General features: G+C 49.7%; 15 protein-coding genes. 2 read left to right on the top strand and 13 right to left on the bottom strand.

Features of this window, described 5'->3' with window-relative positions:
* Nucleotides 1–95: 95 nt before the first annotated feature.
* The 5 genes from QZQ46_RS04780 to QZQ46_RS04760 all read right to left on the bottom strand — a co-directional run bounded on the left by QZQ46_RS04780 (nt 96) and on the right by QZQ46_RS04760 (nt 2,737).
* Nucleotides 96–485 (bottom strand): hypothetical protein, encoded by a 390-nt coding sequence (locus QZQ46_RS04780; protein ID WP_044504255.1) that lies wholly within the window; start codon nt 483–485, stop codon nt 96–98.
* 70 nt (nt 486–555) lie between these two features.
* Nucleotides 556–1,050, bottom strand: coding sequence for a preQ(1) synthase (gene queF, locus QZQ46_RS04775; protein WP_044504257.1), 495 nt, complete (start codon nt 1,048–1,050; stop codon nt 556–558).
* Nucleotide 1,051: 1 nt separating this feature from the next.
* Nucleotides 1,052–1,543, bottom strand: coding sequence for a QueT transporter family protein (locus QZQ46_RS04770; RefSeq protein WP_296827302.1), 492 nt, complete (start codon nt 1,541–1,543; stop codon nt 1,052–1,054).
* A 145-nt stretch (nt 1,544–1,688) separates the two neighbouring features.
* Nucleotides 1,689–2,249, bottom strand: coding sequence for a signal peptidase I (lepB, locus tag QZQ46_RS04765; protein WP_296827299.1), 561 nt, complete (start codon nt 2,247–2,249; stop codon nt 1,689–1,691).
* A 47-nt stretch (nt 2,250–2,296) separates the two neighbouring features.
* Entirely contained in the window at nt 2,297–2,737 is a 441-nt protein-coding gene (locus QZQ46_RS04760) for a DUF523 domain-containing protein (RefSeq protein ID WP_296827297.1), read from the bottom strand.
* A 212-nt stretch (nt 2,738–2,949) separates the two neighbouring features.
* On the opposite strand from QZQ46_RS04760, the gene QZQ46_RS04755 reads away from it, so the two are divergent.
* On the top strand, nt 2,950–4,605 hold the full coding sequence (locus QZQ46_RS04755; RefSeq protein WP_296827294.1) for an acetolactate synthase large subunit: 1,656 nt from the start codon (nt 2,950–2,952) through the stop codon (nt 4,603–4,605).
* Nucleotides 4,606–4,686: 81 nt separating this feature from the next.
* On the opposite strand, the gene QZQ46_RS04750 is transcribed toward QZQ46_RS04755, so the two are convergent.
* Nucleotides 4,687–5,364 (bottom strand): hypothetical protein, encoded by a 678-nt coding sequence (locus QZQ46_RS04750; protein WP_296827292.1) that lies wholly within the window; start codon nt 5,362–5,364, stop codon nt 4,687–4,689.
* 226 nt (nt 5,365–5,590) lie between these two features.
* Here QZQ46_RS04750 and QZQ46_RS04745 point away from each other — a divergent pair, with 226 nt between their 5' ends.
* The gene (locus QZQ46_RS04745) at nt 5,591–5,995 is read left to right on the top strand and encodes a thioesterase family protein (protein WP_296827289.1); all 405 of its coding nucleotides are present in this window, start codon (nt 5,591–5,593) and stop codon (nt 5,993–5,995) included.
* Between the two features lie 86 nt (nt 5,996–6,081).
* Here the strand turns inward: QZQ46_RS04745 and QZQ46_RS04740 are convergent, their stop codons facing one another.
* The 7 genes from QZQ46_RS04740 to QZQ46_RS04710 all read right to left on the bottom strand — a co-directional run bounded on the left by QZQ46_RS04740 (nt 6,082) and on the right by QZQ46_RS04710 (nt 15,816).
* Complete coding sequence (locus tag QZQ46_RS04740) at nt 6,082–6,504, bottom strand: biotin/lipoyl-containing protein (protein WP_296827286.1); 423 nt, start codon at nt 6,502–6,504, stop codon at nt 6,082–6,084.
* A gap of 33 nt (nt 6,505–6,537) precedes the next feature.
* A complete protein-coding gene (locus QZQ46_RS04735) occupies nt 6,538–7,014 on the bottom strand; it encodes a hypothetical protein (protein ID WP_296827283.1) in 477 nt (158 codons plus the stop codon).
* 12 nt (nt 7,015–7,026) lie between these two features.
* On the bottom strand, nt 7,027–8,556 hold the full coding sequence (locus tag QZQ46_RS04730) for an acyl-CoA carboxylase subunit beta (protein ID WP_296827281.1): 1,530 nt from the start codon (nt 8,554–8,556) through the stop codon (nt 7,027–7,029).
* A 118-nt stretch (nt 8,557–8,674) separates the two neighbouring features.
* Complete coding sequence (locus tag QZQ46_RS04725) at nt 8,675–10,159, bottom strand: hypothetical protein (RefSeq protein WP_296827279.1); 1,485 nt, start codon at nt 10,157–10,159, stop codon at nt 8,675–8,677.
* A 190-nt stretch (nt 10,160–10,349) separates the two neighbouring features.
* Nucleotides 10,350–11,249, bottom strand: a complete 900-nt coding sequence (locus tag QZQ46_RS04720; RefSeq protein WP_296827276.1) for a YafY family protein — start codon at nt 11,247–11,249, stop codon at nt 10,350–10,352.
* A gap of 287 nt (nt 11,250–11,536) precedes the next feature.
* Nucleotides 11,537–11,671, bottom strand: coding sequence for a hypothetical protein (locus QZQ46_RS04715; protein ID WP_296827274.1), 135 nt, complete (start codon nt 11,669–11,671; stop codon nt 11,537–11,539).
* A 248-nt stretch (nt 11,672–11,919) separates the two neighbouring features.
* A complete protein-coding gene (locus tag QZQ46_RS04710) occupies nt 11,920–15,816 on the bottom strand; it encodes an autotransporter outer membrane beta-barrel domain-containing protein (protein WP_296827270.1) in 3,897 nt (1,298 codons plus the stop codon).
* Nucleotides 15,817–16,436: the final 620 nt, after the last annotated feature.

Here is a 16,436-nt window from a genome sequence, read left to right as displayed (position 1 = left end):
TTGCCTGTCCGCCGAAAACCGGCCTTTTCGGCTATGCACTGAAAGGCTTCAAGGCAGATGAGGCACGCTTCGGCAGCCCGTTCGCCGCCAAGGGCTTACTTCTTAGCATTCTGCTTTTCCATGACCTTTTCCAATACGTCCGTGGCCATGCGGGCTCTGGCTTTGATGACAGCGTTGCCGTCTTTGATCGCTTCGGGATAGAAACTGCTCTTATACTTATGTTTCTTAGTCTGAGTAATCATCTTTTTCAGCTGAATCGTCTGGTCGTCGATGTTATACACATAGGTACAGTAATCCGTCGTATCGCCGGATTTTTCCACTGTATTGAAGGACAGAACCTGGCGGCCCATATCGTAATAGAGTTTCGCCGAATTCATGTCGATCGATGTATATTGATTATACTGCCACATATTGTCGGCCGCAAAGACCGAGGCTGACAACGCCAGGGAAAAACCGAGGGCCAAAAGCACTTTTTTCAATTTCACAGATAACACTCCTCACTCCTATGATTTATACTTTATTATACCATGGATTATCTGGAAAAGGTAAGAAGTTTCATCGATTATCTACTTTTTCGGGATATATGTCATGTTGGGACAACCGCTGCCAGGCAACATCTTCCCAAGGCGTGCCGGGACGGCCGTAATTGCAGTAGGGATCGATACTGATACCGCCGCGGGGCAGGAATTTCCCCCAGACTTCGATATACTTCGGATCCATGGCGTCGATGAGGTCGTCCATGATGATGTTGACGCAGTCTTCGTGGAAGTCGCCGTGATTGCGGAAGCTGAACAGATAGAGCTTCAACGCCTTGCTTTCGACCATCCGTTCATCAGGGACGTAGGAGATGTAGATTGTCGCGTAGTCCGGCTGGCCCGTCATGGGGCAAAGGCTGGTAAATTCCGGGCAGTTGAACTTGACGAAATAGTCCCGGTCGGGATGTTTGTTAATGAAGGTTTCCAAAAGGTCCGGATTGTAGTCCGTCGGGTACGTCGTGTGCTGGTTGCCAAGGAAGGTGATGCCCTGCAAATCTTCGTGATCTCGACTCATATTATAACCCCTTTTCTAAGACGTAGTGCTGACGAAGCGCCTGAATGAGCAGGACGCCGCAAATCGCCGGCGGCAGCTGACCGACAGCCAGGCTGCTGACCAGTACCGTGTAAGGCAGATTCAATAAATAAGACAGCCAGGCACTGACAAACAAGGCCGGTACCCACCAGATTGGAAGGGCTGCCAGCCAGGGACTGCCCTGGTGCTGCCGGATTTGAACGATGAGCCAGGTCGTAACGATGCCGACGACACAACCGCCGACCATGTCGATAAGGCCCAGGCCGCCAAAGAGAAAGTTGGCGATGAAATTCGCGATTCCCAAGGGAAAGACCAAGAAGGGATAGAGAAATGCCAGTCCGTAGAGAGCCGTCGCAATGCGGATCTGGTAGGGACCGAAGGAAATTCCCTGGGTCACATAGAGGATGGCAATATAAAGAGCCATGACCAAGGCGGAAAAAGTCATCCGCCGAGTTGTAAGAATAAAGTTATACATAAAACTCGCCTTTCTAACAAATAAAAAAGACGGGGCTGTAAAAACAATCCCGTCTGCACTGCACCAATTCTTGTAATGCGTCCTAGTTTTTTTTTAGCGACAGGATGGATTGCGAACTGTCGTATTAAATTGTCGGGAAAACCGATTACCAGATGACGCGGCCTAAGACGTGGTCGATAGGCACGGGCCCGATAAAGCGGCTGTCACTGCTGTGGTTGCGGTTATCACCCATGCAGAATACGTAGCCTTCCGGGACTTTGACTTCTTCCCGGCTGCTGTATTCCATAGGACCATTGATATACGGTTCATCCAAGGGCTGTCCGTTGCGCCAAACCTTTCCGTCATGGAAAGCCAGCGTATCACCGGGACGGCCGATAACCCGTTTGACCCAAACATTTTTAGTCTGTAAATCATGGTCAAAGAACGCCAAGTAGTTGTTCATCGGTTCAGCTACATCGTCCTTCCACGTGCGCGGATATTGGACACGGCTGTCGATAATGACGATATCTCCATAATTGGGGACTTCTCCCATGACATGACTCCACTTAGACACGATGAGGTATTCACCGTTTTTAAGGGTCGGCATCATGGACTCGCCGGAAACGCGAGTCGGCTGGAAGAAGAAAATATGTATGACCATGGCAATGGCCAAGGCGATGACAATGGAGTAAAGCCATTCACAAAGTTCATGCAAAAACGTATTCACACTGAGACCTCCTCACTTGCGTACTCGTATATTGTAGCAAACCGCCGTTATAAAAGCAAGTAGTCCAGCGGGTCCCCTTCGCTAAAAACCTCAATCCCCTCGGCCTTTAAGAGCGCTGCCGTCACGCCGTCGCCTTCGGTAAGGGTCCGGGTAAAGGTGCCGTCGTAAATCAGTCCGCAGCCACAGGACGGGCTCTTGGCCTTTAAAATCGCCTTCGTGCAGTGAAAGAGGCGAGCTAAATACAAGGCTGCTGCCGCTCCCCTTTCATACTGGTCGGTCACATCGAGCCCTCCTTCGGTTACGACCCGTCCCCGACAGCGCTCAGCCGGCGGGCGCGGCGTCGCAAGGCCTCCGGCCTGTTCCGGACAGACGGGAATGAAATGAAGGTCGTCGCGGCCCAATAAGGATTCAACGGCTTCATACGTCTTGGTCTTCCCGTCATAGCGGCAATACTGTCCTAAGAGACAGCTGCTGATCAATATATTCATTACATCCCCTTCCCTTTCTGATGCAAAGGCCATGCCGCTCGGCCCATCCGGCTCATCGCGGCGGCCTTGCCGGCCTCTTTTACGGCATCACGCCGAATTGTACAGTCTCAAAATACAAGTAAGTCATTGAAAAAGGTTCTGTACCATATTATAATACAGGTTACAACAGCAATTTTTAATTTATCCATTATCTTCAAAGGAGTGTTCTCTGAATGGTACAACAAAAGATGCGCAACACGGCGGATTTTCTTATCGAATGCCTTGAAGAAGAAGGCGTCCATTATATTTTCGGTATCCCCGGTGAAGAAAATTTAGCCATCATCAATGCCTTAGAGCATTCAAAGATTGAATTCATCACCGTCCGTCACGAACAGGGCGCTGCCTTCATGGCCGATGTCTACGGCCGCCTGACCGGCAAAGCCGGCGTCTGCATGGCCACCCTCGGCCCCGGTGCAACCAACCTCATCACCGGCGTCGCCGATGCTGACTGTGACGGAGCTCCCGTCGTCGCCATCTCCGGACAGGTCGGAACCGATAAGATGCACATCACGGCCCACCAGTACCTCGACCTCAGGGCTATGTTCGAACCCATCACCCGCCGGTCCTACACCGTCGTCCGGCCAGACACGATGGCTGAAATCACCCGGTTGGCCTTTAAATACGCCGAACGTGAAAAACCGGGCGCCACCTTCATCGACCTTCCGGTCAACATCAGCGAAATGCCCGTCGGCCCTGACGAAAAACCGCTGCAGCACAAGACGATCCAGCCGGAAACGGCCTTAGAATCGCAGATCAAAATGGCTGCCTCTATGATTTCCTACGCCAAGAATCCGGTCATCCTGGCCGGCAGCGGCGTCATCCGCAGTCAGGCAGCCAAACAGCTGACGGCCTTTGCCGAAAAACTCAAACTGCCGGTCATCAACACCATGATGGCTAAAGGGGCCATTCCCTTTGACAACAAGTATTCCATGTGGACCGTCGGCATCCCCATGGACGACTATCAGACGAAGATTCTCGAAAAGGCCAGCCTGGTCATCGCCGTCGGCTACGACATCATCGAATACGCTCCGGCTAAATGGCACCTGACCAACGCCGACATCATCCACATCGACACCATGCCGGCCGATATCAATAAAAAGTATCAGCCCCAGGTCGAAGTCGTCGGCAACATTCCCGACTCGTTGGAACGGATCATGGAAAAGGCCGCCCGCCTGCCGGAACCGCGGGCCTTCCTGAACATCCGTCAGAAAATGGTCGACGAACACGAAAGCTATGCCGAAGACATGTCCTTCCCGGTCAAGCCGCAAAAGGCCCTCATCGACTGCCGGAAGATCATGGGCAAAGACGACATCGTCATCTCCGACGTAGGCGCCAACAAAGTCTGGATCGCCCGTCACTACAACTGCTATGAACCGAACACCTGCCTCATTTCCAACGGGTTCGCCACCATGGGCATCGCCGTTCCCGGCGCCATTTCGGCCAAACTCGTTCACCCCGACAAAAAAGTTCTGGCCATCACCGGCGACGCCGGCTTCTTGATGAACGTCCAAGAATTTGAAACGGCATACCGTCTGGGCACGAACTTCGTCACCCTCATCTTCAACGACAGCAGCTACGGCCTCATCAAGTGGAAGCAGGATATGCAGTACGGCCACCACGAATGCGTCGACTTCACCAATCCGGACTTCGTAAAACTCGCCGAAAGCTTCCACGCCATCGGCTACCGCATCGAAAAGACGGAAGACCTCCTGCCGACCTTGAAAAAGGCCTTCCAGCAGGACAAACCGGTCATCATCGACTGCCCCATCGACTACGAAGAAAACATGAAGCTCACGGCTCATCTCGAACACTTGATGAAAACCTTATAAATCCAAAAACAGCCTTGCATGATGCGTTTTGTCACTCATGCAAGGCGTTTTTTATGCCTCGATTACCTCTCAAGGCGACCCTTATTTTTTCGGCATCTTATTGGCATCCTTCAGCATATCCGTTACCGTGCTGATGATGTCGTCATCACCGGATTTTGCCACATTGCCTAAGATGACGGCAATTTCCATCGTATCTCCATGCTGCCAGGCCAGGCCGTGAATCGTTTCCGTAAAGGCATTGCTGTTGATGACTAAGGACTTTTCAACGGTCCATTCATAAAAGACCCGGCCCTTATACTTCTTAGCCGTAACCGGTTCGGTCAGGCGGAAGCCGTCGGGCAGGCGGCTGGCCATATTTTGATTGAGCCGGTCCATGAGAACCCGCATATCAGGGCGGCTGCCGATATCGCGCAAATAGGTGTTTTCCCGGTTTTCACCGTAGACAGCGGCTTTGACGTCCCAAAGACTTACACTATAATGCATCAAATAGGCATACTGAAAATCGGCGTCATCCTTCTTTACGACCTGATAGGTCTCCGGTTGGATGGGAAAAATCTTTTCAAACAGGGCCGTCACATCGTTGCCCGCAACGGACGCCGTCAGCATCGGCTGCGTCCCATTCTGCATGTATATATCGTTCGGCACGGTAATGACGCCCCAGTTCGGGAACTTAGTCAAGGTGCCCTTGTCTTTCGCCAGCGATGCCGTCCCAATAGAGAGGACTGCCGCCGCAATCAGGCAAATTCCTTTCAGTTTCATGTTTTCACTCCCCATTCCTCTGAAAAATATAGTTTCATTGTATCCTATGGTGCTTTTTCTGTCAAAAGAACCTGCTTTTTTTAATTGGCTGCGCCTCTTTCGGCACGACTTCAGCAAACAAATTGCTGTCAAAAAAAGGCGAAGTGTGATATGATATGGTTATGTAAATTGCCTGCATCGATATGCTTTAGGCATATTCTTACCGAAATTGAGGAGGTTATACACGATGGAATTCAATATCAAAGAAAACTCAGCAGCAGAAATTTCTGAAAAATGCACGGAAAATAATACGGCCATTAAGTTGGGCAGCGGCAAATCACCGGTCTACGCTACACCGGCCCTGGTCGCCCTCATGGAAAACGCAGCTATCAACGCCTGCGATCCCCAGCTTCCGGAAGGCTATAACACCGTCGGCATCGCCATGAACGTCAAGCACGTCGCCGCTACGCCGATTGGCCTGACCGTTACGGCCAAAGCAACCCTCGTCGAACAGGACCGCAAAAAACTGACCTTCAAGATCGAAGCCCATGACGACGCCGGCCTCGTCGGCGAAGCCACGCACGAACGCTTCATCATCGAATCGGCTCCGTTCTTAGCTAAAGCAGAAGCCAAAAAGGCCGCTGCCAAATAAAACTCACAACAACATGAAAAGAGGTTCGTCAGCAACATGCCGACGGACCTCTTTTTTATCATATTCCTTTGTCGCTATGGCTTTTCTTAGGCCATGATAACTGCCAAGACGTCACCGGTTTTGACATTGTCCCCTACTTTGACGCGCATTTCGTGAAGCTTGCCGTCAGCCGTTGCCGTAATGTCGTTCTGCATCTTCATGGCTTCCAGTACGAGGAGGACGTCGCCGCGTTTGACATCCGTTCCTTCTTCGACTTTGAGAGCCGAAATCTTGCCCGGCATCGGGGCTTTTACGGTGATGGCACCTTCGGGAATGGGGCCGCCTACGGCCGGGGCCGGAGACTGTACCGGTGCTGCCGGAGCCGGAGTCGGTGCCGGAGCTACTGGTGCTGCCGGAGCTGCTGCCTGCACGGGTGCTGCCGGGGCAGGAGCTGCCGGAGCCGCGCCGCCTACTTCTTCTACTTCAACTTCATAGGACTTGCCATTGACTGTAATCTTAAACTTTTTCATATCCGTATCCTCCTGGATTCAAAGACTTTTTCCTTAACGTTTCATACCACCCAGGCGGGCTGCCATAGCCCAATTATCCCGATGGCGTTTATATCCGCGATGCGCAAGCCGGATGGAGCGGATCCCTGCCGGCGAATACCCGTAGGCTGCCACGGCTGCCATGATGACGGCAACGACGTCATCAGAGAGTTCGTCGGAATCAGAAGCCTCACGGCTTTCAGGCACCGTCGCCAAAGGACGGGCTTCGACAACAGCCGGCTGACGCTGGCCAACGGGAACGATCGGATTGGCCTTGTCTTTGTTTTCAGGAACAGGCTGTGTCTTTGTTTCTTTTTTTTCAGCGGATTTTAAATCATAGACGGCTTCAGAAAGGTCTTTGACACTCTGCTGAAAGGCTGTCATGTCTTCCATCTTTTTTTCTAAAGCCCGGAAGCGGGTATCGTAGTATCGGCTTAGGACCAAGATCAGGACGATCAGTACGCCGATAGCCGCAAATAGGATTTCTAACATACGGCCACCCCCTTATAACGGCATGTTGCCGTGTTTCTTGGCCGGCCGTTCTTCTCGTTTGCTGTAGAGCATCGCCAAGGCACTGATGATGCGCCGCCGCGTTTCCTTCGGTTCAATGATGCAGTCGATCTGGCCGTGTTCAGCCGCTTTATAAGGCGAGAGGAATTCATCGATGTATTCCTGTTTTCTCTTTTCTTTATCCGGATCGTTTTTAAAGATGATATTGACGGCTCCATCAGGACCCATGACGGCGATTTCAGCCGACGGCCAAGCCATGACCATATCGGCACCGAGCTGACGGCAGCACATGGCAATATAGGCACCGCCATAGGCTTTGCGGGTGACGACGGTAATCTTGGGCACCGTAGCTTCGCAGTACGCATAAAGCATCTTTGCGCCGTGGCGGATGATGCCGCCGTATTCCTGATTGGTACCCGGCAAAAATCCCGGTACGTCGACGAAGGTGACGACAGGAATGTTGAAGCTGTCGCAGAAGCGGATGAAGCGGGCCGCCTTGTCCGAAGCGTTAATATCGAGGCAGCCTGCCAGGAACTTCGGCTGGTTGGCAATGATGCCGACAGTCTGACCGTCGAAGCGGACAAAGCAGGTGATCATATTCAGGGCATAATTTTCAAGGACCTGGAAGACGTTTCCGTCGTCGACACAGGAGCGGATGATATCGAGCATATCATAGGGCACGTTGTTGTCGTCGGGGATGATCGAATTGAGGCTTTCGTCTTCGCGGTTGGGATCGTCGTTGGTATCGACGACCGGTGCTTCTTCCATGTTGTTGCTGGGCAGGAAATCGAGGAGGGCTTTGATCTTTTCAAAGCAGTCATCTTCGCTTTCACAGGCAAAATGAGCAACGCCGGAAATGGAATTATGAGTCATGGCACCGCCCAGTTCTTCCGCCGTAACTTCTTCCGCCGTAACCGATTTGATGACGGCCGGACCGGTGAGGAACATATTGGACGTATTCTTGACCATGAAGACAAAGTCCATCAAAGCCGGGCTGTAAACGGCACCGCCGGCACAGGGCCCCATGATGACCGCCAACTGGGGAATGACGCCGGAAGCCGACGTATTATTCATGAAAATGCGGCCGAAACCAGACAAGGCATCGATGCCTTCCTGAATGCGGGCGCCGCCGGAATCGTTGATGCCGATGACAGGAGCACCCATCTTGAGGGCCATTTCCTGCATCTGAGCAATCTTATGGGCGTGCATTTCGCCGAGAGAACCGCCTTCAACGGTAAAATCTTCGGCATAGGCAAAGACCAGCCGGCCTCGTACGGTGCCGTAACCGGTAACGACGCCGTCGCCGGGGATTTCCTTTTCCTGCAGGCCGAAATGGGTCCCGCGATGATGAATGAACTGCCCCATTTCCGTGAAGCTGCCTTCATCAAATAATTTTGCCAGCCGTTCGCGGGCCGTCAACTTACCTTTTTTATGCTGCGAATCGATTCGCTTCTGACCGCCGCCGAGCTCGACTTTTGCGAGCTTTTCGCGGAGCTGGTCAATCTTTTCCTGACCTGTAGCCATTCATATACCTCCCGTACATAAATTTATAGCATTTAATTATACCATGGAATAACCGATTTTTACAAATCCCCCCCCTTTCCCTACACAAAATCGGTCCTTGTTTATTGAAAAAATTGCATCAAAATACTTTTTTGATGATAGCTGAAGCGTTATTTTTCCCGGCCCGGCCGTCGCTGGGCGTCGCGGCCTGCACGACGACATAACGGTCATCGCCGTAGTAAATCGTCTTGTAGTGGCCGCCGTCATGTTCGATTTGAAAGCCCAAAGCCTCAAGACCCCGCTTCACCCTTGGCGTCATGCCGCCATAATTGTTGAGCAGCTGCCTCACTTCGGCAGCCTTCACATCACTGATGCGCTGATAATCATTGGCCTCAATGATGTCTTTCACCACATCGTATCGCCGCGTGCCGGCGGCCAGACTGCCCTTTAAGCCGGCATCCAGCGTCTTTAGCAGCAAGTCCTTTATCTCACCGGCATAGAAGTCGTCTTCATCGCCCATGAACAAGACGGGAGCCCGGGTCTGAGAATCAAGTTTGGAACGCAGGCCCATATTTTCATACTCCAGTCGTTCGATCTGACAACGGAGGCGTTCATTGTCTTCCTGGAGCTTCTTCATATCCCCGTCAAAGATTTCCAACAGCTTATCCGCTTCCTCTTTGGCTTCGGACACGTCTTCTTCATATCGGTCCTGTAAGGCCAGCAATTTATACAAAGCATCGTGCCGATCCTTTTCGGCCGCTGCATAGGCTTCTTGAGACTGGAGATACTGTTCCCGATAGATGGCTCCGGTTACGCCGCCCCAAGTATAGAGGGGCGACACACGCTTGGCATTGCCGTACTGAATGACGCTTTCGATGATCTTTTCCGTCAGTTCAACATCGTAGCCCGGATTGCGGCGATAGACGTATCGCTTATGGCCGACGACGGGATTGGGAAAATAAATGTCGATGCCGCCGCCTAAGTGCTCAGTTCCGCTGTACTCCTGAAGGGCAGCTGCCGTCCCATAATCCCCTTGGACCAGAACATGGGCCGCCCCTTTTAAGCGGCCGGCCAGGCGCTCTACATCAATGGGATCTTCGTTGTCCGACGTCTTGGAAATGAAGACGACGGGAAGGTGATGGCGCGTCTTCCCCTTCATGATATCGACGATGATATCCAAATGCTCCTCATCGATGATAAGCGGCGTCCGCCGTACGTCGAGACCGTTGTCGGCTTCTAAATAGCCTCCGCTAATGAGCATGGAAATAAAGTGAGGCGTAGAAAATTTCGGATCGACCTTGAGTGCCTCTTCCAGGTAACTTCGATCCAAGCGGATGGACATCTTCATGTCCTTAAAATTCATGATATAGTCCGAATCCCAGATAACGTCTTCGGCGTCGCGCTTTTCATAGCGGACGGCGACGATATTTTCCCTGCGGTATTCCTTTATATCGAGGAGGAGATTATCAGTCTCATAGGAAGTATTGTACTGACCGTCCCACACCAGATTGGGAATAATATTTTCCGGATAATTGCTGCTTTGATTCCAATCGATTACCAGTTGGATAAACTTTTCCTGGGTCATCTTCTTATTTATTTTTAAAATAGTCGAAAATAAGAGCACGACTGCACCTGCTTTCAAAAAATAGCTGATCCTGACAGGAATGAATCCGAAACGATTCCTGCTGTCATCTGCAGAAATAAAGTCTTTATTTTATTATAACAAGGTTCTGCTAAAACCAAAAGAGATTGTCCACAACGGCATCGCTCTGGACAATCTCTTTTTAACAAAAATCAGCTTTCAACTGCGGTTATCACAATTCCGTAAAGGTGACGTCACTGACGCAGTCGGACTGGCTTTTGAGCCACATCTTAACGCCCTTGCCGTAGACTTCGGCTTCAATCTGGTAGGCTCCATCATCTTCACTCAATATCTTTGCCGTCGGCAGGCGGTCTAAGATGGCATCGATATCGTAACCCGTATAAGTAAAGGTCACGCGATGGAGAGGACCGCCGTACATGAACTGGACCCGCTTGCGGAACTCCCCTTCCTGGAATCGCCGGTTATAGGGAATGCGGAAGGTTTCCTTTTCTACTTCCAAAGTCTTGATTCGATCCAGGCGGTAAATGGTCGGTGTCATATCGTGGGCGCCTTCATATACTTTCTGGATATCCTTATCGTCTATAAAGGCGATGAGATAAAAATAATACTCCGAAAAGAGCAGGGCCAAGGGCTTCAACCGCCGTTCAACGACCTTCCGGTCCTTTATCCGGCCGTAAGTAATGTTCGCATAACGGTGCTGGTGAATGGCCTCGCCGAGCTTCCACATCGTATCGAGAAAACTCGTCCGGTGCCGCGGCTCAACGTAGTGATAGGTCTCATTATTGACCAGCTTGGTAATCAAGGCCTGATTCGATTCGGGCACACAGCAGGCAATGACCTTGTGCAGCATGTCCGCCATCTCGGTTTTGACGAAGGCCCGGCTGTCGAGGAGAATCTTGCACAACGCCAGAACCTCGCTGTTAGACAGCTTCGGCGCCTGCCGCCGTTCCAGTCGATAGCCCTTATCGATATAATCGTAGATCAAGTCGCCGGGCATGCTGTCGCCAAGGGCCATACAGTTGCGGCAAAAAGCCCGGATATCTTCAATATCTCGCTGGATACTGCGCTCGTTGACGCCATATTTTTGAGCGGCTACGGATTTTTTGATCATCCGGCCCTCCATTAACTGCGAATATAGTGATAATACTCGTGAAACTTTATCTTCTTTCATACCTCTCATCTCTTTCGTTATGACAGAAAATAACTTGTCAGATCGTCAGACAAGATATTTCCCACCTTGATATCATTCAGCGTCTCTGATACGTCCCCTATCCATCAGGCATGAATTGTGGTATCTCATGCCGTCAGGTCCGATGGCTTACAGCCTGCAAGTCCGGTTCATCAGATCTGCTTTTACTTCCTCAAATGCCAATTCTCGATTTCAAATCCGACTTATGGTTAGCCTCCCGTCCTCACAACGGGGAAATCGCCAAACAGGGGCATCCACATTTGGCTCAAGCTGCGGCAGAACTGCCATTTCTGATGAGTGAAGGGTTGAATGTCACTCCAAAAAATCACGGGTCGAATTTCCATACACGATCACTCCTTACCATTTATATTTTTACTTGTATTTATCTTATCATTTGACAAAGACAGGTCCTGTCATGATGAAAAAATAATCAACAAAAAAAAGTCATGAATCTCAGATTTCCCAAGATTCATGACTTTTGCAACCCAAAATGATGTAATTATAAGCAAGCAAAAACTCCCCCTCCGCAGCAAAATGCCATAGAGGGAGAGCCTTATGAACTATGCAAAATAGATTCTAAAAAACGTATTCCTTAGAACTTCCAGGAGATACCGCCGTTGAATTCCCAGTTATTGCTGTAAGAACCGCTGAATTTGCGTTCAAATTCAAACCATAAGCTGCTGGCAGGGCTTAATTCTGCCGTAAGGCCTACGCCTAAGTCGTACCAGGTGTCCTTGCCGTCGCGGTTGTAATCGATGCGTTCCAAGCCATTGGCTGAGGTCAGCATGATGCCGCCGTCACCGGAGAATTCATGGAGGATGTCGCCTTTCACGTACCAAGCCGTCTTGTCATTGATGCGCTGCCCCAACCGGAAGCCCAAACGGCCTATGAAGCTGTTGACGCTGTCTAAGTCGTGGTTGATGCCGTCGCTGCTGGTGTAGGACTTACTGTTCATGTGCGTGTACTGCAGCTGGGCCTGGGGTTCAAAGTACCAGTTGTCTTCCAGGTCGTAGGTTTTGCCTGTTTCAACACTGGCCTGTTGGTACCAGGTACCGAAGGAGCTGTCAGACTGGTCGCCATTGACCAAGAAGGTGTGGCTGTTGCCCATGACCTTGCCCATACGGCCGACGACGTCAACGTACTGGCCGTTATTGCCAAGCCAGGTGTGATAGAGGGCGCCGGAATAGCGTTTGTATTTCCCGTTTCCGTTGTCAAAAGAATCACTGCTGCGAAGGTAGGTAAAGACGGCGCCCTGATGGACGACATTGCCGTCATCACGGGAGGTTACGAAATCTTTGCCCAGTTCAAAGCGATTGCTGTGACCGGAGTAGGAATCGCGGCCCTGATGGGTATAGGTCGTGCGGGCCCACCAGCCGTCGGGATCGGTGTTCATATTCCGAACGTCGCCCATACGCTTGTTCAAGGTGTCGACATCGGTTGCCAGGTCGTACACGATGTTCGAATTGATACGGCCCGTTTCGACGACAGGGCTTTCGGTATAGCCGACGGTGCCGAAGAACCAATCCGTCGTCGTATCCGCCGCAGCTCTGTCGGCCATCGTGTCGGCAGCATCTGTTGTCGTTATCGTTTCCGATGTAATGCCGATTGTGTAATCATATAAGCTGCCCTTGGTTACATTTTGCTGAGTAATGGGACTGGTAAAGACAGCATCGCTGTTGGTCAAGGTAGCAAAATAGAGGCGGTCGTCAATGCCCATGGCATCGAGATGCATGGTCGCCGGATCGCTCACGATGGCCTGGGTCCCGGTCGCACTTTCCGTAGCGACGATATAGTCACTTTGTTCGGTCTTTTCTTTGGCGCCGCCATTACTGGTCCAATCGAGATCCATGTGAATCGTGCCCGTACCGGACAGATTCTTCGCCGTGATAGAGGTGCCGCTGCGCGTTCCATCAGTCATATTAACTAAGGAGTCATTGTCTAATGTAGTCAACGTGCTGTCGCCGGTGACATCCCAGAAGGCCCCGTTTCTCAAGGTAATATTAATGTGAGAGACTTCATCGACAACTGGCTCTTCACAGCCTCCATAATCTACACCACCGCCACAGTCACCGGGTTCAGCTGGGCAAGTACTTTCATCTACAATTTCCTCATCGGGGTACTCTACGCCACCGCAATCACCAGGTCCCGGCTCAAGCGGGCAGGTACCATCGTTGTCTTCAGAGTCTTCTTTATAAGAATACCCTTTGTGAATCTCGCGCAGTTCCGTAAAACCGGTGAAGGAGGAATCCGGCGTATCAAAGAGGACATCGATCTGACCGTTATAGGCCCGCATATTGCCGATTATAACCTTGTCGACACCGGAAGCAAGAGCCTGTATCCGCCCGGCCCATTTCGTATAAAATGCATCCCCTTCGGCTTGAATATTGAGAGCATCGTTGAAAACAATATCACTGTTAAGTTTAGCCACCGCCCCGGTCTCAGCCTGGACAATTGTTAGCGGTCCGTCAAAAGTGATTTTTGACAGTTCATCGTAATCATCTTCATACCCAGGCTCGTCATCTGTTTCATCCAAATCGTCGTCATAGGCTTGTCTCACAGCAAGACTATCATTAGTAAGTTTGGCAAAAGACCGGCTTTCAGCCTGATCAAGTCTCTGCGTCCCGTTAAAATCTATCTCTGATGATTCATCGTCCCTGTACCAGGGTTCGTTATCGGTTTGAGCCCAGACACCGATACCAACATTCGACATGACCGTACCAACTTTAAAATTAATCTTCCCACCATTTTCCGACTTAGCACCGATTCCGGCCTCGGGTATAATCGTATTGCCGTTAAAATCAATCTCACCCCCATATTCCGCCAGGGCCGCGATAGAGCCCTTATTATCGATGGAAATCTTTCCATCTGTCGTCGTCAAATCGATTTTTCCGTAAATAGCCCACAGATTCGCTTGATACTTATGGGCATCATCATAGTAGTAAGCATAATCCTCATTATAGTAGTCAGTACTGCCGGGATCATTACCGACATTATGCAAATAAATCGAGTCTCCTGCTTTTATCGTGACATAACCACCTTCATAGGTATGTATTAACGTAGGCGTCACCTCGGACGATAACCTAAGTGTGCTGGTAACATCAAAATCAACCTCTCCCCTTTTAGCAAAAATCATACTGGTATCATCGGTATTATATGCCCATTCGTTATCTTCCACTTCCTGCCCTTGGGCGACCCACTCAATATCATTGGCTTTTAAAGAAAGGTAATCATACCCGTCCATATATACAAAGCGCTGCATATCCCCCTTGATGGTCTGTGCTTCCATTTGAAGATTTGCGCCATTTTTTAAATTAATTGCAGAAGAATTACTGGCTTGGTCCTCATGGAAAATAATATTCCCTTCTTCGGCAGTTATAGTAGCAGTTGCAGCTCCCTTTCTAGGCGTGAGATTGGTATAATTCAATTCAATAAAAGTCCCGTCTTGAACGCGGTTAAAAATAATATCATTCTTTGCCGTCAGCATTGCATTGCTTCCTGCATCGATGTACAAATTTGGTGAGTCTGATTCAGCATTGGTCTTATTAAAAATGATTTTATGACCAGAATTCATTTCAACGTTAGCTTTATCTTGAACATTAACACTCGTATTATCCAACTTAATATCATTTCCGGCGTCCAATTTAATCTTCGCGCCACTTTGAAGATCAATGCCCGCATTATCAAACGTAATGCCCTTATCGGAATTCATTTCAAGCGTGGCTTCCTCTTTAGCCTCAATATCCGCTTTATCAAACGTAATCTGTCCGGCTTCCATCTGAAGGATTCCTCCGCCATTAAGATCCATTCCGGCAACCCCTTCACCGTTGACCTTGATGTCATTGCCGGCCTTCATCTGAAGCTCACCTTTACGCCAAACATTGATATCAGCCTCATTAAAAGTGATATCATTACCGGCCTCCATCTCAAGAAATCCTCCACCCCAAGAAGTGATGTCGCCCTTATTCAAAGCAATATCATTACCGGCCTCCAATGTAGCCTTAGCTTCTCCACCAATACTCATCAGAGACTCTGACAAATCATTTTGCAATAGGATGTCATGGCCGGCATTCAAGTTCAACTGATTATCGCCAGCTACGCCTAAAGAAGAATCCCAAGACCCATCTGCTTGGATTAACCGGATATCCTTGTTGGCCTGAAGGCTGATAGAGTTTCCACTCTGTTCATAAGCATTCACGATTGCGCCAAAACGAGCCGTCACTTCAATCGTATCGGCATCATGAATATTTACCTGCGTATCAGACTGATTGATAAAGAAAATTTCAGAATCAGAACCTGAATCGATAGTCAGGGAATGGCTATTCATATTCAAATCCAGTTTTCCCTTGGTTTCACTGCCCTCAGTTTCGTCGCCCTCGGTTTCGTTACCGTCAAAAATGTATACCGGGTCTTGAATATCGTAATTCATTTCTGAAAGGACGGAGACATCACCCGTTGCCGTTACTTTCTGCTCGCCATTAAGTTTGAACAAGGAATACTGTCCCTGAAGATTATGCTCCCCTGAAATAGTATTGCCTTTTATCGGATAAGGCTCCTTAGGAATATCCTCAGCTCCTACCCCCATATAGGGTGTACTCAACAGGGCCGCCAACACTAAAGCCCGCAATAGCTCTCGTCTAGCTTTTTTACCGCTCATAATTGCCTCCTCATCATAAAAGAATAGATTGTCCGTTCAGCGTAATCCATAATAATTTCATAAATATTATGTCTTATTCGTCCGTAACTTGTATAAATTATTATACTTATATTTCTATTGTAAGTTTATTATGTATCTATTTCAAGTTAATCGTGCATTTAGATAATGCGTTATCTATAATCAATCAAGCCACTCCATGATAAAAAATCATCGCAATGTTATAAATCAGAGTAAATATGCTTCTACGGTGCCTCATACAACAAAATCCCCTTCACCGACGCCGTTACGTCTCTATGAAGGGGATTGTATATCATGTAACTATATGAAATTGAATCGGAAATATCTTGCTTAGAACTTCCAGGAGATTCCGCCGTTGAATTCCCAATCGTTGCTGTAGGTGCCGCTGAATTTGCGTTCAAATTCAAACCATAAGCTGCTGGCCGGGCTTAATTCTG

Source organism: uncultured Megasphaera sp. (assembly GCF_900539295.1).
Lineage (GTDB): Bacteria > Bacillota > Negativicutes > Veillonellales > Megasphaeraceae > Megasphaera.
The sequence above is the reverse complement of the archived record's forward strand: the minus strand, read 5'-3'. Positions and strand labels throughout refer to the sequence as shown.